At 59.3% G+C, this 18,406-nt stretch carries 17 protein-coding genes and 1 pseudogene; 11 read left to right on the top strand and 7 right to left on the bottom strand.

Annotated elements, in window-relative coordinates:
* Positions 1–156 precede the first annotated feature (156 nt).
* Complete coding sequence (locus tag J4859_RS14045) at positions 157–1,410, top strand: glycoside hydrolase family 3 C-terminal domain-containing protein (RefSeq protein ID WP_212330744.1); 1,254 nt, start codon at positions 157–159, stop codon at positions 1,408–1,410.
* Here the strand turns inward: J4859_RS14045 and J4859_RS14040 are convergent.
* Both J4859_RS14040 and J4859_RS14035 read right to left on the bottom strand, forming a co-directional pair.
* Complete coding sequence (locus tag J4859_RS14040; RefSeq protein ID WP_212330741.1) at positions 1,346–1,627, bottom strand: helix-turn-helix domain-containing protein; 282 nt, start codon at positions 1,625–1,627, stop codon at positions 1,346–1,348. The two genes, J4859_RS14045 and J4859_RS14040, sit on opposite strands and share 65 nt — an antisense overlap.
* Positions 1,628–1,783: 156 nt before the next feature.
* Positions 1,784–2,113, bottom strand: a complete 330-nt coding sequence (locus J4859_RS14035) for a helix-turn-helix domain-containing protein (RefSeq protein WP_212330738.1) — start codon at positions 2,111–2,113, stop codon at positions 1,784–1,786.
* Between the two features lie 1,169 nt (positions 2,114–3,282).
* Between J4859_RS14035 and J4859_RS14030 the strand changes: the two genes are divergently transcribed.
* The 3 genes from J4859_RS14030 to J4859_RS14020 are packed head-to-tail and all read left to right on the top strand — an operon-like array spanning position 3,283 to position 5,248.
* Positions 3,283–3,651: a GntR family transcriptional regulator gene (locus tag J4859_RS14030; RefSeq protein ID WP_212330736.1), complete on the top strand. Its 369-nt coding sequence runs from the start codon at positions 3,283–3,285 to the stop codon at positions 3,649–3,651.
* A 17-nt stretch (positions 3,652–3,668) separates the two neighbouring features.
* Entirely contained in the window at positions 3,669–4,541 is an 873-nt protein-coding gene (locus tag J4859_RS14025; protein ID WP_212330733.1) for an ABC transporter ATP-binding protein, read from the top strand.
* Positions 4,538–5,248, top strand: coding sequence for an ABC-2 transporter permease (locus tag J4859_RS14020; protein WP_212330731.1), 711 nt, complete (start codon positions 4,538–4,540; stop codon positions 5,246–5,248). Before J4859_RS14025 ends, J4859_RS14020 begins: the two co-directional genes overlap by 4 nt.
* A 282-nt stretch (positions 5,249–5,530) precedes the next feature.
* Here J4859_RS14020 and J4859_RS14015 read toward each other — a convergent pair whose 3' ends face one another.
* From J4859_RS14015 to J4859_RS14000, 4 genes are read right to left on the bottom strand one after another with little or no spacing between them, the layout of a single operon-like run.
* A complete protein-coding gene (locus J4859_RS14015; protein WP_212330728.1) occupies positions 5,531–6,232 on the bottom strand; it encodes a hypothetical protein in 702 nt (233 codons plus the stop codon).
* 31 nt (positions 6,233–6,263) lie between these two features.
* Positions 6,264–6,755, bottom strand: a complete 492-nt coding sequence (locus J4859_RS14010) for a hypothetical protein (RefSeq protein ID WP_212330725.1) — start codon at positions 6,753–6,755, stop codon at positions 6,264–6,266.
* Positions 6,756–6,764: 9 nt separating this feature from the next.
* Positions 6,765–7,640, bottom strand: coding sequence for an ABC transporter ATP-binding protein (locus J4859_RS14005; protein WP_212330722.1), 876 nt, complete (start codon positions 7,638–7,640; stop codon positions 6,765–6,767).
* A 16-nt stretch (positions 7,641–7,656) separates the two neighbouring features.
* Positions 7,657–8,937, bottom strand: coding sequence for an RNA polymerase sigma factor (locus tag J4859_RS14000; RefSeq protein WP_249113663.1), 1,281 nt, complete (start codon positions 8,935–8,937; stop codon positions 7,657–7,659).
* Positions 8,938–9,305: 368 nt separating this feature from the next.
* Here J4859_RS14000 and J4859_RS13995 point away from each other — a divergent pair, with 368 nt between their 5' ends.
* The 5 genes from J4859_RS13995 (at position 9,306) to J4859_RS13975 (ending at position 15,458) form a co-directional block, all read left to right on the top strand.
* Entirely contained in the window at positions 9,306–9,686 is a 381-nt protein-coding gene (locus tag J4859_RS13995; protein ID WP_212330719.1) for a hypothetical protein, read from the top strand.
* The gene (locus J4859_RS13990) at positions 9,683–10,168 is read left to right on the top strand and encodes an AAA family ATPase (RefSeq protein WP_212330717.1); all 486 of its coding nucleotides are present in this window, start codon (positions 9,683–9,685) and stop codon (positions 10,166–10,168) included. The genes J4859_RS13995 and J4859_RS13990 overlap by 4 nt, the downstream gene beginning before the upstream one ends.
* Before the next feature lie 106 nt (positions 10,169–10,274).
* A complete protein-coding gene (locus J4859_RS13985) occupies positions 10,275–12,362 on the top strand; it encodes a S8 family peptidase (protein ID WP_212330714.1) in 2,088 nt (695 codons plus the stop codon).
* A 24-nt stretch (positions 12,363–12,386) separates the two neighbouring features.
* On the top strand, positions 12,387–12,770 hold the full coding sequence (locus tag J4859_RS13980) for a hypothetical protein (RefSeq protein WP_212330711.1): 384 nt from the start codon (positions 12,387–12,389) through the stop codon (positions 12,768–12,770).
* Between the two features lie 1,299 nt (positions 12,771–14,069).
* Positions 14,070–15,458, top strand: a complete 1,389-nt coding sequence (locus tag J4859_RS13975; RefSeq protein ID WP_212330709.1) for a helix-turn-helix domain-containing protein — start codon at positions 14,070–14,072, stop codon at positions 15,456–15,458.
* 375 nt (positions 15,459–15,833) lie between these two features.
* Here J4859_RS13975 and J4859_RS13970 read toward each other — a convergent pair whose 3' ends face one another.
* Complete coding sequence (locus J4859_RS13970) at positions 15,834–16,151, bottom strand: helix-turn-helix domain-containing protein (RefSeq protein ID WP_212330706.1); 318 nt, start codon at positions 16,149–16,151, stop codon at positions 15,834–15,836.
* A 278-nt stretch (positions 16,152–16,429) separates the two neighbouring features.
* On the opposite strand from J4859_RS13970, the pseudogene J4859_RS16490 reads away from it, so the two are divergent.
* Together J4859_RS16490 and J4859_RS13955 are read left to right on the top strand one after the other, a co-directional pair.
* Positions 16,430–17,224, top strand: a pseudogene (locus J4859_RS16490) (DUF6414 family protein).
* The gene (locus J4859_RS13955; protein WP_212330697.1) at positions 17,217–18,362 is read left to right on the top strand and encodes an AAA family ATPase; all 1,146 of its coding nucleotides are present in this window, start codon (positions 17,217–17,219) and stop codon (positions 18,360–18,362) included. The pseudogene J4859_RS16490 and the gene J4859_RS13955 overlap by 8 nt, the downstream one beginning before the upstream one ends.
* Positions 18,363–18,406: the final 44 nt, after the last annotated feature.

Below are 18,406 nucleotides of genomic sequence, written 5' to 3'. Positions count from 1 at the left end.
GGCCCCGGTGACCGTTGCCGCTGCTGGTTGACACCTGCAATCTGCGACGGCTAACTAACCGGATGCGACCCTCTTTGGCCTTCCCCCTGCTTGCTGCCTACCCTTATCGTCGAACAAGCGGCCCTCGGGGCCGGAGGGAACGTAAGGGGAGTGGGAATGGCTAAGAGCACAACGAGAAAGAAGTTCATCGGCTCGACCATCGCGTCGGTTGGCCTGCTGGGCGTCACTGCCGCCGCAAACGTCGCGGCGAACAAGTTCAGCTCGCTTCTCGACCACTACGTGGGCGGACGTCCCGCAACGGTCGAGAAGGTCCAGGGCTCCGAGGACTGGGACGCGGAGTACTACACCTCGGACTACCGTGGCCGCAAGCAGGCGACCGAGGCCGCAAACGAGTTGGTCACCGAGATCGAGGCCGAGGGCATCGTCCTCTTGAAGAACGACAAGAACGCGCTGCCGCTCTCCACCTCCGAGACCGTGAGTATGCTCGGCCGCTATGCGGCAGACCCTGTCTACGGCGGCGCCGGCTCCGGTACCGTTGATGCAAGCTCCTGCATCAACTTCTACCAGGGCATCAGCCAGGCGGGCTTCACCATCAACGACACCGCCTACAACTGGATCAACGACAACTACTCCAACTACGCCAAGGCCGCCATCACCATGGACAACCCGTCCACGGCGTCCTACTACATTGGCGAGATCCCCTGGTCCGACTACAGCTCCGACGCCCAGGCATCCATCAAGGGCACCGTTGGCCTGGTCTTTATTGGCCGTGGCGGCGGCGAGGGCGGCGACCTCTCCCGCAACCTGAAGGCAGACGTCGAGTCCGGCGTCTCCGAGAACTTCACCGCCAACAGCGAGACGGCCAACTACGAGGACGGCCAGCACGAGCTGGAGCTCACCGTCGAGGAGAAGAGCGTCATCGCGGCTGCCAAGGCGGCGTGCACCAAGGTCATCGCGGTGCTCAATCTCTCTACGACCATGGAGCTTGGCCCGCTCGTCTCCGGCGACTACGCGGTCGACGCCATCCTCGAGGTTGGCTCCATCGGTGCCACGGGTGCGGCTGGCCTTGGTCAGGTCCTCGCCGGCACGGTGAACCCCTCCGGCAAGACCACCGACATCTGGGCTGCCGATTTCACCGCCGACCCCACCTTCAAGAACTTCGGCGGCAAGCGCTACACCGACATCGAGGGCTACTATCCCCAGAAGTCCACGGGTAACGCGTACTTCGTCGAGTACGCCGAGGGGCTCTACTACGGCTATCGCTACTACGAGACCGCTGCCGTCGAGCCCGAGCTCGTCCCACATGAACCGGTAGACGACGAGGAAGCGTTCCGGGGCGGGCGTCTCACGGCTCGCCATGCTTGCCCCGTTCCCCGTCTTTGGCGGCCACGAGGAACGAGTTCCTCATGACCCAGGCACCGAGCTCCGCGCGCGGTATGAACATCCCTCGGACCTTTCCGTGCAGTCGCCTGAACGGCAGGGGGTCCTCTTTCCTGCTGGCGAGCGCCCTCACGAGGTTCTCCCCGATGCCCAGAAGCGCCGAGACGTCCTCGACCGAATAGAAGTCCTTGAGGGGAACGTGAGGCCTGGCCTGCCTGGTCTGCTTGCCCTGTTCGTCTACTGCCATAGCCGGGTCACCCCTTCGATCGCCCGCAGCGCATGCGCCCGCGAGCGGGGTCGAAGCGGCTGGGATTCAGCGGGTACGCCGGCGAATCAGGGTCTATCGGCTTTCCGATGGGGCGTGTGCCCCGCGCGAGCAGGCGCATTATCATCGAGGGTCGGCTCAGCTGTTGTCGCCCATTGCGCGAAGCGTCTCATCGAGCTCTTTCCTTCTGACACGCAGCAGCCTCCCGATCCTTATCGCGGGAATCTGCTGCCTCTCGATGAGCTTGTAGACCGACGATCGCGAGATGCGAAGGTACTCGGCGACTTCCGGGACGTCGAGCAGCGCGTCGTCTTGGCCGTGGATGTCTGAGCTCGGGGTGGCAGCGAATCCCCGTTTCCCCGCCTCGGCACCCTCGCGGTTCTCAGCCCCATTATCCGACGTGGCGCCGCCGAGCCCAGCGGCATCGTGCCCGGGCTCGCGCTCCATGCTGAAGATGTCGTCTTCCATGTGTCACCTCTCGTCTGGCATCCGATCCGTTCGGGTGCCCTTTGATGCCAAGGAGCCCGTCTCCTTGGACGATGTCGAGAGGTGTATCCCGGTTCGCTTGCGCGCGCAACGCGGCGCGGGCCGCCAAGGCGCTCCAAGCCACTGCAAGGCATCGCCGGCCCGTGGCCGGGATGACGGCGCCGGACGGGGATTGGCGGCGCTGTGCGCTTCGGGTCTCAATGCGGTCGACGGCGGCCGGCGTTTCGAGGGGCACCGGATCGCGCTGATATCCGAGCGCGACCGGGCCGTCCGCGGTCGCGAGGCGCTGGGCGCGCTAGCAGGCATCGTCGCTTCCGGTGCCGACTGCCTGATGCGTTACTCGTTGACGAGCTTGTGCCCCGTGCTGGGCGGCGCGGGCGCAGCCCTCGTAATCGCCCGGGAGCCCCGGACGTCAGGATGCTCTGAATCTGAATCGTCGCGCGCGCCCAGCCGCTGCCATCGTCCTTGTCCAGGTCGTCGAGTATCAGCAGCTCGCTCGCCAGCCAGTGCACCCGCCCCGGCAGCTCGACGCCGAGCGGGAGTGAGCGGTATGCCGCACCACCGGCATGTGATGGGGTCGGGCTCCTCGAACTCGAGCCCCCTCTCACGCGCCTCCCGAGGGGCGAGGAAGCCGTTTTCTCTCATGAGCTATGCTTTCCCATTTCCTTTCGGATGACGAACCGACACCGGCGCCCCAGACGAGCCGTCAGGGTTGAGCGTCTCTCGGGGTGACATGTCGTCATGGGGTGACGGCTGGTCAGGGGGCGATGGCTCTCCGTGCGCCAGCTTCGTGAGCCATGCGCTACCTCTCGTCCGGCATCTCTTCGCACTGGATGCTCTTTGATGCCAAGAGGCCCAGTTCCTCGGACGATGTCGAGCGATGTTCGGGATCCGTTGGCGACAGGCAATGCGGCCTGAGGCGCTAGGCCACCGCAAGGCGCCCTTGCTCGCCAGCGCCCGACCTCTATGGCGTACTTGCCCGGCAGTTGATAGCCGCCATGCGGATTCGACCATTGCCCCTTGCGTAGTGTGTACCGCTGTGTATACTGTAGATAGTGTGTATATACGATATATTATTCAGCGACTGAGCGGACTACACTAGAACTCTCACGGGACGGCGTGCGGAGAGCCTAAATGACGAGGAACGACCCATGGACATCATCATCTCGAACGCGAGCGGCAAGCCGATCTACGACCAGATAGCCTCGCAGCTGCGGGGGCTCATCGCGAGCGGGGCTTTGGCCGAAGGAGAACGCCTGCCCTCGATCCGTGCGCTCGCGAACGACCTGCGGGTGAGCGTCATAACGACGAAAAGGGCCTACGCCGACCTCGAGGTCCAGGGCCTCGTCGAAACGATACAGGGCAAGGGAACCTTTGTCGCCGGCGGCAACCTAGAGATCCTGCGGGAGGAGAGGCTCCGTCACATTGAGGAGCTGCTCTCCCAGGCAATCGAGGAGGGTTCGGCTGCGGGCATCGGGACATCCGAGCTTCACGACATGATAGACGCGCTGGCGGAATGAAGCAGGCAGGAGGCACCATGAACGAACTTTTGACAATAACCGACCTCTCGAAACGCTACGACGGCTTCGCGTTACGCGACGTGTCGCTCTCCGTTTTCGCAGGCAGTGTCGTCGGGCTCGTGGGCGCCAACGGCGCCGGGAAGACGACGGTCATAAAGGCCGCTCTCGGTCTCATCCGAGCAGACGGAGGGAAGGTGAGGCTCTTCGGCACCGCCGCCCCGCGCGACGCGGCGACCAAGCAGCGCATCGGCGTGGTGTTCGACACTTGCGCGCTGCCCGAAGAGATAACTGTGGCTGCTGCCGGCTCGCTCATGCGGTCGGTTTATGGACGATGGGACCAGGCGGCCTTCAAGCGGTGCCTGGGCGAGTTCGGCCTGCCGGAGGACAAGAAGGTCTCTGACCTCTCGCGCGGTATGAGCATGAAGCTATCGCTGGCATGCGCGCTCTCGCATGGGGCAGAGCTGCTCGTCCTCGATGAGGCGACGGCGGGCCTCGACCCCATCGCTCGAGAAGAAGTGCTCGGGATGCTGCGAGAATTCATGGCCGACGAGGGGCGTGGCATCCTCATGTCGAGCCACATCACGAGCGACCTCGAGAAGATTGCCGACTACGTAGTCTGCATCGAAGCGGGCCGTATCGCGTTTTCTGTCGAAAAGGATGCCATTACCGACGTGGCGGGCGTCGCGCAATGCAATGCGGCGGAGTTCGATTCCGTCGCGGAAAGCTCATTCTTCGCCCCTGGCGAGATGCGCTTCATCAGGCAGCCGTACGGTACGGCGATTCTCGTGCCCGATCGGTTCGCGTTCGGGGAACGGTTCCCCAGAATCGCGCTTGACCGTGCCGACATAGACGGCTACCTGAACCTCGTGTTGAGGGGGGAAATCCGATGAAGGCGATGATTCTCTCCGACCTCATCATCATGCGCAAGTACCTGGCTCAGCAGTCAGTCATCGGCCTCGCGCTCGGCATCTTGCTCGCGTTCGTGATGGAAAACCCCTATGTCGTTTCGCCGCTCATCAGCGTAACGGTGAGCGGGAACTGCGCATTCACCGTCCTCGCGCTCGATGAGCGCAACGGCTGGGAACGCTACCGCCTCGCGCTGCCGATCTCCCGAGCAAACGTGGTGTCCGGGCGCTACGCGAGTCTCGCCATAGCAGTGGCTGCCGGCCTCGTCGTGGGGCTGGTCGCGTCGCTCGCCGCCATGGCGCTCGCAAGCGCCTTCATGGCGATGGGTTACGACGTTGACGGCGTGCGCGCGCTCGGCGAAGGAATCGATCCGGGGACCTACACGCTGTCCGCCTCGATGGGTCTGCTCTTCATAACCGTGGCACTCGCGGTTACCTTGCCGCTCGCGATGCGGTCCGGCATGACGAAGGCCGTGCGCTTTATCCCTATGATCATCGTATTGGTCGTGATACTCATGTCTGCGGCGATTGGCTCGAACGATGCTCTGTTCGTCGCCGAATTCCTCGACGGCATCTTTGCGGACCCCAACGGGCCGGCTATGCTCGCCGTCGCCAGCGCTGCGGCCTCCGTCGCCCTCTACGCGGCTTCTGCCGCAATCGCGGCAAGGCTCTACGAGGCGCGGGAGATGTAGCCGAACCGACTCGTTTCCAGCCGCAGTGCCCTACGCGGCCTCGGGTTCGCTCGCGGCGCCTCTCTTCCTTTCGCGATAGCGAATTCTCAACGAGAGGATGGGCTTGGCTGCGGCACTGCCCTTAGGCACTCAGGGTGGCAAAGGGCCGGAATCGCGCAACCGGGTCCGGATTCTCTTTGCCGCTCGGCAAAACGATCCGCATCCGAGAACCGCTGCTTCACCGGTTCTCGGATGCGTATGCGCAGCAGTCGGGCACGCGGGCACCCGCCCTTCCTCTTTTCTCTAGGCTACCTGATGTCTCGCGAAAACGCGCATCGCAAGCGGTGTGCAAGTCATTAGGAGGACTGCGTAGAGAATCGCCAGCGCAGTGGGAAGGTCGATTACCGCCGTCCCCGCCGCGTAGCTGACCATGCGGCTGAATGTGAAGTTCAGTCCCGCCATGGGCGTGAGGGCTCCAAGCTTCGCGAGCGGAGGGATGAAGAGGGCGAACATCCCGAGGAAGACCGCCGCCATCGGAATCACGGACACCGGCATCGTGGAGCGCATCTTCGAAGACAGGAGCAGCGTGAGCGTCGCCATGTCGATTGTGACAAGATAGCCGAGGCCGTAGACGGCGAGCATGGCCTGCCCGACTGTGAGCGGGTATGGGTTGTCGAATCCGAAGACCACCTGCACCGGCAGAGCCCACCCTCCGGCGCCGCACGCGGCTACGTTAATCCCCACGACGACCGCCGAGCAAAGCCACCAGTATGCCGTGGCGAACGCGAGCGCCGCGACGGCCTTGGCGGCGGGAAGAGCCCTCTTCCCGCGTCTCGTCGGCAGCGCCACGGCGGCGGTGCGGTTCTGGTACTCTCCCGCGTACACGCCCGAGAGGGCGATGCAAAGCGCCACGATCGCGAGAGCAAGGAAGCTCGCCCAATCCAAGGCGTTCTTCCATGCGCCGGCGTAGCCAAATTCAACCGGCCACTGAATCTGGTCGAACATGCCGTGCCAATAGGACGCCTCGGCATCGCTGTTAGGGGAAATAGTGTTCGAAGCCGTCGGACAGCGTGGTGTCTATCCTCGCAAGCGAGCCCTCTCGCAGGCTCGTCGCGCGCGGGCTTGCGCTATCGAGCGTGCCCACGATCTCGTTGTAGTAGTCGTCGGAGGCGACGGCCCTCGTCTGCTGCCAGAACTCGAGACCGTACTGGACGATTATAGCGTCGCTCGACAGGTCGTAATAGCCGGGGGTCCCCTCCGCGAGCTCGTTGGCGCGATCGAGGACAGCTGCGTCTTTCGCGATTCGGGCGTCGTCGAGCACGCCGGCATGCGACTCCTCGTTGTTGCGGCATGCCTGCTGGCCGGCGAGCCCCTCCACGACGGCGCCCGTTGCATGGTCGCGTGTGGTCGTGGTCGCCAGGTTCATGAAGGCCATGCCTGCCAGCAGGGCGAGCGCGACCAGGCACGCCGCCATGCCCGCACGGTTGCCGAGTATCTTTCTGAGTTCGAACTTGATGAGCTCTCCCATTGTGTTCTCCTAACGGATGCCCGCGTCGCGGAACGCGAGCAGGTACAGGTCTTCCAACGTGGGTTCGACCGCCTGCGCCCCCTCCATGGGCGAGGCGTCCGCCACCACGCGCACCACCGCATGCCCATCTGCGGCATAGCGCACGTTGGCCACGGGCATGCGCGCCGACATCTCCTCGGCGAGATGCGCCTCCACATGGCATTCCCACACCTTGCCCGCGGCCTGCGAAATCACCTGCTCGGGCGTGCCGTCCATGATGAAGCCGCCCTCGCGCATCACGAGGATGCGGCTGGCGATGAACTCCACGTCGCTGACGATGTGGGTGGAAAGTATCACGATCTTGTTTTGGGCGAAGCCGGCGATGAGGTTGCGGAAGCGCACGCGCTCCTTGGGGTCGAGGCCGGCCGTGGGCTCGTCGAGCACCAGGATGGCGGGGTCGTTGAGCATGGCCTGGGCGATTCCGAGGCGCTGCTTCATGCCGCCGGAGAAGGTCTTCACCTTGCGCCGCGCGTCGTCGGCAAGCCCGACCTCATCGAGCAGCTGCACGCTGCGGGCGCGGCCGTCCCGGCTGGAGAAGCCCTTGAGCGTGGCCATATAGCGCATGAACTCGAGCGCCGAGAAGTCGGGGTAGTAGCCGAAATCCTGTGGGAGGTAGCCGAGCAGCGCCCGATACTCGTCGCCCATCGATAGGGCGTCGCGCCCGCCGAGCAGAACCTGTCCGCTGGTGGGGCGCAGCACGTCGCAGACCATGCGCATGAGCGTGGTCTTGCCCGCGCCGTTCGCGCCCAAAAGCCCCGTCACGCCCGGGGAAAGCATGGCCGACACGCGGTCCACGGCTATCCTCGCCCCGAACTGCTTGGTCAGCCGATCCAATGTGAGTTCCATACTGCAATCCTTATCTCTAGTGGTAGGTTTTCGCCATTTGCGGCGAGAACGCGTCCAGCCCCGCAGAGGCCGCACGCACGAGCACCGCGACCTCGCGCACGAGCCACGCGAGCGCCGCGGCGGCCGCGGCGATCCACGAGGCGAGAGAAGCCGTCCCGTACATGTCCGGCCACATGCTCGCAAGGGCAATGAGCACGGCGCAGCACGCTGCCGCCCATGCCCAGCAGAGCACTGCGGCAGAAGAGGGTGCCGCCCTCCTGATCAGCGCTAGCGAGCCGGCGCAGGAGCAGAAGAACGGCGGGCAGGCGCAAAGCGCGACCGAGAGCGCGTCGGCGTCCAGAGAGGACGCGACCGCGCCAACCATGAGGGCGACCACCAGCGACGACGAGCAGCCCAGAACGATCAGGCGCGCCACCATCACGCTCGCCGCGTTGCTGGGGCACGAGTACTCAAGCTCGGCCACATCGTGCAGCTTGCTCGCATGCACGCTGGGCACGCCGACGAGCACGGTCGCGGCGGAGAGGACGCCGACGACGAGCTTCGCGAAGCTCGCGTCCGCGGTGCTGTTCGCCGCGGCGAGCATGAGCGCGACGATTCCCAGCTGTGCGACCCAGGTCCATGGAGGTACGTAGCGCACCTGGGACGCGACGAACGGGGCGAACCCCATCCTGCGGCCCCGGGCCCTGCTTATCCGCGCGTCCTCGGCGGCCATGGCCCGCGCGAGCGAATCGATAGTGTTCGGCCCCGCCTTCTCCCGTTGGGCGGAATAGTGCTGGGAGAGCTCGATTTTGAGCCTCGATCGCTCCGCCTTACCCATCACCTTCAAGTCCTCTTCAAGCACCTTCAGCGCCGCCTTTATCCGCCTGCGCGCTGCGAAACGGCTTATCCCGAGGGCCTGGGCGACTTCGCTTACCCCGAGGCCCAAGCCAAACCGCAGCTCCACAATCTCGCGCAGCTCACCCGGCAACCGCTCCAACGCGAGGTCGAGATCGGCCTCGCGCCCGTCGCGCTCGCCGGCGGCGACCTCGAATTCGAGGCTCACCGTCTTCAGACGCCTCTCGCGGCAGGCGTCGACGCACACGCTTCTCGCTATCCGCATGAGGTAGGCGATGGGCTTGCCGCGCTCGCGGTACCCCCTGGCGCGAACGAAGCGCAGGAACGTCTCCTGCGCGAGGTCGGCCGCCTCGTGCCCGGCAGGCGCGTGGCGCCTGCAGTACGCCAGCACGTCGTCGTAGCACTCCTCGGCAATCTCGCGCGCCCGGTCCGTATCCAGGCCCCCGGTTTCCCGTCTAGGCAAGCCAAATCACCTCCTCTACCCACTACAACGTGAATGCCGCCCGAAATGTGCGGCCTTCCACGATTTTAATTTCGAGCATTCTCCCATGGGCGCCTTGAGCCGGCTCGATTGGTGGGGCTCATGGCGCCCTAGGGTTTCATCTATTCTCAAGGAGTCGTGCCTCTTGGACAGACAAGCAGGGATGTGCTTGTTGGAGGCGTGCGTGCAAAGCCTGACTGGATGCTGGATCACGCTAAGCCCTGTTACGTCATAACCGAATGGAAAAACAAACAAGTTGTTTGCGGTCAATTATCAAATTCGGCAGAGAAGTCACTTCCGCGTTGCTATGATGGTCGGTAGAATTTTTAAGATTCGAGAGGAGGTGTCCCATGGCAACCGGCGACCAGATAAAAGCCCTTATCCAAGCGCATTACGACCAAGATAACGAACGTTTCAAGACTGCGGCATTGCGCATGGCCGCATCAGAAACACGCGTTGGCCACACTACTTTGGGTAGAGAAATAACTGCCATGGTCGATGCATCCACTCGTGCAAAGGGCAATGTCATTAATCTTGCGAATAAGGGCAATCTGTTCCTTGTCTCATTCCCGGAGGTTCGACTGGACGACTTGGTTGTCTCTCCGGAAATCGCCGAGAAGATCGACCGTATACTAGACGAGTATCGCCAAAGGAAGAGGCTCGCCTCGTTCGGCCTAAGCTGCCGTCGCAAGCTCCTGCTCGAGGGGACCCGGGCACGGGCAAGACTATGACGGCTTCGGTGATCGCCGCCGAGCTCGGCATGCCCCTGTTCATCGTACAGACAGACAAGCTCATTACGAAGTACCTTGGCGAGACCAGCTCCCGGCTTCGCCAGATTTTCGAAGCCATCGCTAGCAACCGCGCCGTCTACCTGTTCGACGAGTTCGACGCCATCGGGGCCGATCGCAGCAGAGACAACGAGGTTGGCGAGATGCGCCGCATATTGAACTCGTTTCTTCAGTTCATCGAGGCGGATACCTCTGAAAGCATAATCATCGCCGCTACGAACAACAGGAAAATGCTCGACCAGGCGCTCTTTCGACGGTTCGACGACGTTATGCATTACGAACTTCCGACAACCAGAGAGGTTAAGCGCATCGTGGCGAACCGTACAGGTGCCTATGACCCGGCCTTTCCCTTACCGACGAGACTGCCGCCAACCTCTCGCAGCTTTGCCAGGCAGACATCACGCGTCTTTGTGAAGATGCGTTAAAAGAATCCTTATTGACTGACTCCCCGCTGTGCGACGAGCTTTTCCAACGACTCTGCGAGGATAGGTTGTCCATATACGACTGCGAGGATAAGGTCGGCTAAGCGGGATGGAGAGACCGAACCTCGTTCTCACGAACACGTGCCACCAAGAGCCTTATTCTGCCCCTCAGGGCGGCAGGGGCAAGCCGTCAATCGATCGTGACCCCTCATCGCATACAGCGAAGCTCTGCAAGGAGTTGGAGGGTGCCTTTGCTGCGAACGACGATAGAAGAGCGCTCGCTGTTGCTGACAGGCATGGAATCTATCTTGAGTTTATTGGTCCTCAAGACGGCGACTTGACTACGGGGAGCTTGGAGGATGTGCGGCAAGGCGTGCGCCTTCTCAATGTCCGCCAAGTGAGTGACGCCACACGGGCGACAGTGTTTATCCCATCTGGGAAAGAGCGCTTTTTTCTTGATAGGGTGGAGACATATGGCGATCCGCACCAGGTCACCAAGAAGGGCAAGCCTCGCCACGAGAAGCTGGTGTCCAGCATCGAGGACATCCGTCTGGCTATCGTCGATTCTCTTTGGACGGGTAGTGATGACAAGCGCCCAGCGGATTTGAAGCAGTGGCTCGAGGTTTGGCTGCGAACGGGCAAAGATGAGGACGGCAGCTCGTTCGAAGCGTATTCTGCTTTGCTTGATAAGCTCCATATCGAGCACAAGAGTGCCTTCATCTTGTTCCCCGAGCGCATGGTTACGCTGGCGTATGCAGATATGTCCGATCTTGCGGGCCTCCTGGACAGCTATGATGGTCTTGCCGAGATAAAGGAGGCGCCCCTTGCGTCATCGTTCTTCGCCAACCTTGAGGGGCCCGAGCAGCGCGAGTGGATTGACGACCTATTGAGCAGAACGTCTTTTGAGCCCGGCGAGGCAAGCGTCTGCATACTCGACACGGGCATCAACGGCGGGCATCCGCTCTTGTCCCCGGCAGTCGACGAAAACGCCGTTCTGGCTTATGACGATGCGCTCGGGACAGGAGATCGAGACGGCCATGGCACCAAGCTCGCAGGGCTGGCTTTATATGGAGATTTGAAAGAATGCCTGCTGTCGGCGGGTCCGGTAGAGGTGACTCACTCCCTTGAGTCCGTGAGGATTCTTGACCTGAGCAGGCAGAACAGTCCTGACCTGTATGGTGAAATCGTCAAGCAGGCGATGGACAGGGCTTACGTGGCAAAGCCGAAGAGGAACAGGGTCTTCTGCTCCGGAGTCACTGCTGATGAGCGCGAAGTCACCGATGGCTTGCCCACGTCCTGGTCCGCTGCGCTAGACGAGGCTATTTCTCATGCAGACGACCCCTCGAGCGAGCATGAGCTAGTGCTTGTTTCCGGCGGGAACATCCCGTTGTCCATGCTGAACGGAACGGTCTATCCCGAAGCGAACGAGATCCGCTCCGTCCGCAGCCCGGGACAATCGTGGAATGCTCTGACGGTCGGGGCGTACAGCGAAAACGCCCTGGTTGAAGAAGACGACATACTGGCCACGGGCTATCAGCCCGTCGCGGTGCCGGGAGAGCTGTGCCCATTCAGCACGACGTCTCTGCAGTGGAGGCATTCGATTGCGCCGGTGAAGCCCGAGGTCATCTGCCCCGGCGGAAACATAGTCGGGATGGGTACCGACTATTCAGACTGTCAGGATTTGTCGCTGCTCACCACTGGCGCTGACATAGCGTCACGCCCGCTGGACACCATCAACGCGACGAGTGCGGCAGTTGCCGAGGCCGCCTATATTGCGGCCGAGCTGGAGAACGCCTATCCAGACCTATGGCCCGAGACAATCAGAGGGCTGCTTGTGCATTCTGCCCGCTGGTCACGAGCAATGATAGCCAGGTACTCGCCCGAGGGGTCGCCCGAGGATACGCCCACAAAGGGGCGCAGGAGGCTGCTTCGGGCTTGCGGCTACGGCATACCGGACTTGAGCCGTGCAGTCGAATGCAAGGAGAATAGCGTCAACCTCATCATCCAAGGGGCCCTACATCCGTATGAGGTGAAGGAAGGGCGTGAGACGATGAGGGAAATGCACCTCCATACGCTGCCTTGGCCAAAAGATGTGCTTGCTTCGCTTGCCGATGCCGATGCAACGCTCCATGTGACCCTTTCCTATTTCATCGAACCGGGGCCGGGGCAGATTGGGTGGAAGGACAGATATCGGTAATCTTCTCACGGCCTTTGTTTCGATGTGAACAAGCCGGGCGAGAGCCTGGAAGAGTTCGAGAAGCGTATCAACGTAAGCGTTCGAGATGAGGATGAGGGAAAAGCGTCTAGCGGCTCTGGCGGCTGGTTTCTCGGCGTCAACAACCGAAACGTAGGCTCGATTCATTCCGGCTACAAATATGCATCCGCGATCGAGCTGAGCGACATCGAGTTTATTGCCGTATATCCGGTGATTGGATGGTGGAGGTCTCGCAGGTATCTTGGGAAGATTGATTCTGAGGCGCGATACTCGTTGATTGTGAGCATCGAGACACCTTGCGTAGAGGCAGATCTCTACTCGGAGATCGCTCAGCGGATAGAAAACACTTCGGCAACGGCTGTTTCCATTGCTGCTACTGGTGCAGTGTGAGAGCGATAAACGCGATCAGGTTTGTCAGGCTGAGGCTAGTCGTGGTGCTGAAATAGATAATCCCTACCGCGATATCGACCTCATGATCACTGCGGAGATGAGGCCGAGATGGAAGTTTTGTACTCATCGCCAAATTGGAGAATGGCCGACAAATCAATAAGCTCCAAGGTCGTGGCATGCGTGGGCGCGTAGTCAGCTGCGGACGGTCTTGATACGTTTCCGCAGTTCAAAGCTGTCATCCTTCAGCTTGGGAATGTCGCTCTTGGGTCGGAATGCACGTCTTGACGATTAAGGTGTTTCGCCGCGTGTAGTCAGCTGCATGCACTCTTGCAACGTTTTCGAAGGTCAAGCATGTCACTTTTCGGTCGGTCGGAAATATTCTCGCGAAGTGACTACACGGTATGTAGTCACCCCTGACTACATGGTGACTATACGGCTTTCGAGAGTGTAGAGTGACAGGAATTGCAGGTCAGGCGCGGTGCCGACTATGCGGAATCGGGTCATGTAACAATTGAGTGGGAATAGGGTTTTAGCCCATTTCATCTAGTCTCGTCCTGCACGTCTAGTCGCGGTGGCTAGCAACTAGTGCCCTCTCTTGGACAAAGCCACCGGGATTTTTAGGGAGTGACAAACGCCAGAAAGCCCCGGAATCTTCTGATTTCGGGGCTTATTTTATGCTTGTTAACCTGCGGAAATACTCTTCACTCCACCACGCGGGGGCGACGCGTTGCGACTCGTTGCCAAGAGAAGCGACTGGATACCAAGACATGCCAAAGCGAGAAGAGTATTTTCATCGCGTTTTTAGCCGCAAGCCCCTTTTGACCCGAGCCATGCAGTCACTTTGTAGTCATCCCGATTTTTCAGCCCGCCATTTCGCAAAACCACAGGTAGGAGTGAAGAGTGACAAATCGCGAAAATCCGCGGTTTCCGGCGATTCTGGGCCGTTTTCAGGCCCTCCGGAGAGCCGTTTGTCACTCTGAGCACTGCGTGCAGTAGGCGATTTTGGGCTCTCTTTCGGCCCCGAGAACCGGCAATAGTGATGCGAGAGTGACGATTCCTCAGCAATCGTTGCGGCTCTACATTGTGCTTGTACATTCGTGCTGAACTTCTACGGATACAAACCATGAATGTGCGAGCCGTAAATCTATACCCACTATTTAAGCGGCAGGATTATTTTCAAACATTCAGGAAGCTATTCGCGAATCTCTTCCTAAATCGCTTCCTGAATGTGTGAATGCGTCCTGAATCATGGTAAAATTTCAACAGAATAAGAACCCTAAATTGGAATGAGTAACCCGCATGGAAGCCGAACTGTTGTTAGAGACGATCGCCCAGGGTGAATCTGCATCAGTCGAGTTTAAGAGGTGCGGAGCACAACCCGAGCAGGACACCTTTGAGACCATCTGCGCATTCGCCAACCACATGGGTGGCAGCGTCTACCTTGGCGTGGGGGATAACGGGACTGTTAACGGCATTGCAGAAGGCGCGGCAATAGACATACAGCGCAATATCGCTAATGTTGCTCGCAACCCCAAGTTGTTCGATCCCGCTGTGATGCTCGAGACTGAAATAGTTGCCGTGAATGGCAAGACCGTCGTCCGCATCTGGGTTCCCATGAGTCCGGATGTTCACCGCTATAAAGGCGTCGTGTACGACCGCATTGCTGATGCCGATGTAAAGGTTAGCGCTGGTAGTCAGATTTCGGCCATGTATATTCGCAAGAGCAATCTCGAGACTGAGCGGCGAATCTTTCCATATTTGACGCTGAGCGATTTGCGTGCAGATCTTATAGACCGTGCAAGGCAGATGGCCACGGTGCGGCGGCCGGGGCATCCCTGGGCGGGGTTGGATGACGAGCTGCTCTTGCGCAGTGCCCAGCTCCTGGTCAAGGACTACTCAACGGGACAGGAAGGCCTTACCCTTGCCGCCGGCCTACTGTTCGGTAGCGATGGGACGATCGGTTCACTCTGCCCCACCTACAAGACCGATGCCGTGGTCAGGTTGCGCGACGAGGATCGCTACGACGACCGCCTAACGGTGAAGACCAACCTCATCGATGCGTACGATGCCCTTATGGGCTTTAGCGAGCGTAATCTCCCTGACCCGTTTGTTCTTGAGGGCGACACTAGGATAAGCGTACGGGGCATCGTGTGCCGTGAGCTCATCTCGAACATGCTCATCCATCGGGAGTTCACGAGCCCCTATCCCGCAAAGCTGGAGATCGACCGCGCAGGGCTGCATACCCAGAATGCTAGCAGGACGTTCTTCGAGGGAAACATTACGCTCAACGACTTTAGTCCGATGCCGAAGAACCCCTCAATTGCCAATGTCTTTACCCAGATTGGGCTTGCAGAGGAGTTGGGCAGCGGCACGCGGAATCTATTCAAGTATGCACGAAGCTTCATGGGTGGGGACCCGACCCTCGTGGACGGAAACGTCTTCCGCGCGACAGTTCCAGACGTAGATGGAGCTTTGTTCACCGAAGCGACAGTTGTCGAGCGACTGGGGGACATTGACCAGGCCATACTGGAGCTCGCGACATCGCGACGCAGCTTCACGCTTGCGGAGGCAGCTGAGGCCGCCGGAGTCTCGAAACGCAGCACCAGTGCTCACATATCTGCACTCATAGAAGCGGGCAAATTGTTCGGAGAGGGCTCAACGAGGAATCGCCAGTTCCGGAAGGCATGACCTCGCATTTGGAAGGCGCGGACTCATTTCTAGATTGCCGAAGTGGCCCATTTTGTCCGCGTTCTCCAGCGGAATCGTTTCGTACTTCGACTTCGTGCGGAGGCTGGTTGACATCTGGTTCCCCAACGGCTCAGAATGCAGTCACATGTAAAACCTTCGGGTTTTGTAAGGGCGGGACCCGCCGGGCCTCGCTCTATTTTTTATAGAGGCAAAGACGAGCGCGCACCGGGGTTTCCCAGTGTGCGCTCTTTTCGCGTTTACAGACCTTAGAACCGAGTTTAGATGCCGACTAGGTCTCGGCATCAGTCTCCCCCTCAGTTGTGGCGATGTGGCGAGTTTCTCTCGCAAAGGGGCGCGCGGCCATGGGATCACCGATTAGATGTCGTTGCCCATGGCGTGCAGCATCTCGTCTAGCTCGTCTTTCCTGACACGCAGGAGTCTCCCGATCCTTATGGCGGGGATCTTCTGCCGTTCGATGAGTTTGTAGACCGACGTCTTCGATACGCGCAGGTATTCCGCGACCTGCGGCACGTCCATGAGACCGTCGGGCAGGTCGTACGTTTCGGATGTCGAGGAGGCAGCAGATCCCCGTATCTCCGCCCCGGCATTCTCGCGGCTTTCGGCATCATTATCCGATATTCCGATGGGCGTCGGGAACGCGTCTCGTGGCATCTGGAGGATGTCGTCTTTCATGGGGTGGCCTACCGTCCTTTCGTCTTGCATCTGGTGCCCTCGGGTAGCAACGAGGCCCAAGGAGTCGCGTCTATTCGACGGGACAAGCAGAGAGATACCTGATGGGAGGCGTATGCGCAAAGCCACACAGGGCGGTAGGCCACGCTAAACCACGCTAGGTCATAGTTTGTCTTAGATCCGTTGGTCCGCGAAATCAGAAATGATTACAGCGCCCGAATGTCGGATCCTATCACTGGCGATAAAATTGTTATCAATAATGCGAAGGGGGCGTGTCGTGCATGAGTAAAGCTGATGACATTGTAAAAATCGTTTATTTTGATGAAGGTTCAGCAACTGACTATGTTCAGCTGAAAACAGGCGGGTCGTTCATGTCGGAGATTGCCACGACTGATGACAAATCTACCGAAGGTGAAGCCGAAGTCAAAGGTTCCGTTGGCGTACGTGCTTGGTTCGCCAACCTGGTAAAGGGCTCAGTATCTGCCGAGGGGTCGCTCTCGGCCTCCTTTAAAGATGACACTGTAGTCAAAAGCATCGTTACCAACACCGTGCTTACAGACTTCCTTGCTGCTGTGGATGGAGAGGAAGGCGACGAGCGAATTGAAAAGTTCGATAACTGCAAGATTGTGCAAATACCAGGATCCATCTCTAGCCTCACCCTGCTCACTCCCTATTTGTCGATGCTTCGGAGTGGCTAGGGTATAGAGGCCGGAGAATTCAACATCTCCTTGGATAAGCTCGATTCCACGTTGACGAAGGCGAAGGGATACTTCGAATTCTTCGGCATTAAAGACGATGATTCAAGAATCGTTCTTCGATTTAATGGCTTGGGTTTCAAGAACAACTACAAGCAGGGGAATCTCCTCAATATGAATTTGAGGCTCTATGCAGTGAACGTTGGCAAGACGCGGATTGCTGAGCTTGCTGCAGACAAGGAGCTAAGCCTTGAGGGGTTTTCATCTGCCACTAATCCGGATTATGTTGAGGGCTCCGAGGTAGTAGAAACCACTGTTGGCGACGACGAAAGCCTCGACATGTATGACGTGATCCTTGCGGGGGTTGTTTCAAATGGCTGATAGCGTAGTGGTCTTCTTTGGGCCCAGAAAAGTATTTGACGAGCTGGTAGAAAGAGAAACCGCTGAAGATGAGCGGAGTGTTACCTACCTCGAATCCATCCGCGTCTATAATGCCCGGATAAAGTCGAGCGATCTTATCACCACGGATCTCACGCTCAAAGTTCCTGAGCGAGTTGATAGCTGTGTGGTCCACGCCGACGACTTCGGCTCCGTCTTGAGCCATGTCCTGCCAAGCTTTGCCACCATACTCGAGCAGACGTTTGATGTCGGAAAGTTGTACATACAGAACCCTCCAAAGCGTGCTTTCGACTCCCTTAAGGCATCTCAGCCACAGGGAACTCTGGAAGTCAAACACTACGAATACCCGCTCATCGAGAAAGAGAAGCTGGGCGGCATATACGACAAACTGCAAACAGATGTCCTCGGGCAAGACGAGGGGAAAGAGTCGCTGATTGCGTCCTTGTATCGGCTCGCTGCCATGAATGAGGAGCGTCCCTCTGTAATCATGTTCTATGGGCCGTCTGGCGTCGGCAAGACAGAAACAGCGAGATGCATAAGCGAGGCGGTTGGCGGAGAGCTTACGCGAGTGCAGTTTTCGATGATGCAAACGCAGGAGGCCTACGAGTATCTGTTTGGCGCAGAACACTCGAAAGCAAGCTTTGCGCGTGACCTCTTGGCGAGAGAGTCTAATGTCGTTCTAATAGACGAGTTCGATAAGGTCGACCCCCGCCTATATAACATGTTCTATCAGCTCTTTGATGAGGGTAGATATGTTGATACTAATTACGATGTCGACATGAGAAACGCCCTTTTTCTCTTAACGTCTAACTTCAATTCCGAAGCATCTGCTCGTCGAGCAATGGGTCCTGCCATGTTCTCGCGTATCGGTGCGAGCGTGCATTTCTGCAATCTCGGCGTAGATGAAAAGACTGCGATAATCAACGAGCACATTGATTTCGTTCTTTCAAAACTTGATGAAGAAGATAAAGCCGCAGTTGAGCAAAGTAATATTCGGGATTGGTTCATCGAGCACGCTGCAAAATATGACAACATGCGCACTATGAAAAACAAAATCGAGATGGCCGTGTTTAAAAAGCTTTCAGCTCCCATTATTTCGTCCGGAAGAAAGAATCTTTAGAGCGAACGAACCTCTTGCACTCAAGATTCAATCCGGAGATAGGG

It is taken from the genome of Atopobium sp. oral taxon 416 (assembly GCF_018128285.1).
Taxonomy (GTDB): Bacteria; Actinomycetota; Coriobacteriia; order Coriobacteriales; family Atopobiaceae; genus Olsenella_L.
The sequence above is the reverse complement of the archived record's forward strand: the minus strand, read 5'-3'. Positions and strand labels throughout refer to the sequence as shown.